Source organism: Alteromonas sp. 14N.309.X.WAT.G.H12, assembly GCF_036697315.1.
Lineage (GTDB): Bacteria > Pseudomonadota > Gammaproteobacteria > Enterobacterales > Alteromonadaceae > Alteromonas.
In genome coordinates, this window is the sequence record NZ_JBAHZB010000016.1 from 1 (window position 1) to 1980 (window position 1980).

2 protein-coding genes and 1 tRNA gene are annotated in these 1980 nt (G+C 45.9%); 1 reads left to right on the forward strand and 2 read right to left on the reverse strand.

The genetic code is table 11. The features are described from left to right. Positions 1 to 2 precede the first annotated feature (2 nt). Together V5298_RS07215 and orn are read right to left on the reverse strand one after the other, a co-directional pair. Positions 3 to 75 (reverse strand) — tRNA-Gly (locus V5298_RS07215). Between the two features lie 187 nt (positions 76 to 262). Next, a complete protein-coding gene (orn, locus tag V5298_RS07220; RefSeq protein WP_332930786.1) occupies positions 263 to 808 on the reverse strand; it encodes an oligoribonuclease in 546 nt (181 codons plus the stop codon). An 84-nt stretch (positions 809 to 892) separates the two neighbouring features. Here orn and rsgA point away from each other — a divergent pair, with 84 nt between their 5' ends. Continuing rightward, on the forward strand, positions 893 to 1921 hold the full coding sequence (gene rsgA, locus V5298_RS07225) for a small ribosomal subunit biogenesis GTPase RsgA (protein ID WP_332930787.1): 1029 nt from the start codon (positions 893 to 895) through the stop codon (positions 1919 to 1921). Positions 1922 to 1980: the final 59 nt, after the last annotated feature.

Consider the following 1980-nt stretch of genomic DNA (forward strand, 5'->3'; position numbering starts at 1 on the left):
GGAGCGGGAAACGAGATTCGAACTCGCGACCCCAACCTTGGCAAGGTTGTGCTCTACCAACTGAGCTATTCCCGCATAATTTGAGCTATTGTTACCAAAGATTTTTGCAACCTTTTGGCAAATAGACAATGTTGCGCTACTTTTCGACCCTGTGTGTTTTGCCACACAAAAGAGGTCTTCGCAAAAGTGGTGCGCATTTTACAAAAATTACTGGGATGCGCAACACTTTATTTGATTTTTTTCGTTATATGCCGAGTTTAGCTTAAATAGTAAACACTTTTTCCCGGTAATATTTCATTTCTTCGATGGACTCACGAATATCGTCTAACGCAAGGTGAACCCCTTTTTTCTCAAAGCCATCGAGGATCTCCGGTTGCCAGCGCTTTACCAGTTCTTTAATGGTACTCACATCGATACTTCGGTAATGGAAGTAATTTTCCAGTTCCGGCATGTACTTGACCATAAAACGTCGATCTTGTCCGATGGTATTGCCACACAAGGGGGATTTACCGGCATCAACATACTGGGTTAAGAAATCAATGGTCTGTTGAGACGCTTGCGCCTCAGTAATGGTACTTTGCCGACAACGGGCCGTTAACCCACTTTCGCCATGAACCCGTGTACACCATTCGTCCATCCCGTCTAAAATGGCATCATCTTGATGGACCGCAATCACCGGCCCCTCAGCCAGCACGTTTAACTGGGCGTCGGTCACGATGGTGGCAATTTCCAGCACTTTACAGGTTTCGGGATCAAGGCCGGTCATTTCCATATCAATCCATACCAAATTGGTATCCTTCTTACTCATTCTGTTATTCCTCGTCTTTACCGTGGCACGACAGCCAGACAAACGGTATTATTGACCAAGTATACGTTAACTACGCAGGAAATCGTGGCAAAAAAACCAAAACTCACCCACAAGCAAAAACGTCAGGTTGCGGCCAACCGTGTCCGTCGTTTAAGTCATAAAAACGGTGACAATAAACAACAGGTAGATAAAACACAACTGCTTCCTGGGCGCGTTGTTGGCCGTTTTGGCAAACATGCGGACGTCGAAGATGAATCTGGCCATGTTTACCGTTGCCATATTCGCCGTACCATAGATTCTGTGGTGTGTGGTGATGATGTGCTGTTTGACAACGGTGACGACAAAGGCGCCGGCGGTGTTCTCGAAATCGTCAAAGACAGACGTTCGGTACTCACACGTCCCGACTTTTATGATGGCGTCAAACCCATTGCTGCCAATATTGATCAGATTATTGTGGTCAGTGCGGTTAAACCGGATTTATCGTTAAATATCATCGATCGTTACCTTGTAGCCTGCGAAGATATTGGCATTCCCCCCATCATTGTACTGAACAAGACCGAGTTGCTGTGTGGTGAGGATCTTGATGATGTTAAGAACACCCTGAAGATTTACGAATCCTTAGGTTACCCGGTGCTTTATACCAGTTGCAAAAATGGGGAAGGCATTGCAGATTTAACCGCCTGCTTAGATGATAAAGTAAGTGTGTTTGTGGGTCAGTCTGGCGTGGGAAAATCCAGCCTTATTAACCAAATCCTGCCCGATGCAGAAGAAAGCGTTGGCGATATTTCAGATGGCTCAGGATTAGGTCAACACACCACCACCGCAGCCAAATTGCTGCACTTTCCTGCTGGCGGCGATCTTATCGACTCCCCTGGTGTGAGGGAATTTAGTTTATGGCATATGCCCGTAGAGCGCATTACCTGGGGATTTATCGAATTTAGAGAATACCTCGGGGGGTGTAAATTCCGCGACTGTAAGCATTTAAATGATCCCGGCTGCCTGCTCAGAAAAGCAGTGGAAGACGGTAACATCAGCGAAGCCCGCTTTGCCAGCTATCACAAAATTCTTGCCAATATGGATGAGCAAAGGCCCAGTTATACCAATCCGTATTAAAGGGGCATTGTGATTATCACTTATATCGATAACTGATGATCAATAACCGGAAATTGGAA

Excerpts from the sequence above, each read along its gene's own strand:
- orn (WP_332930786.1), bottom strand. The coding sequence starts at position 808 with ATGAGTAAGAAGGATACCAATTTGGTATGGATTGATATGGAAATGACC.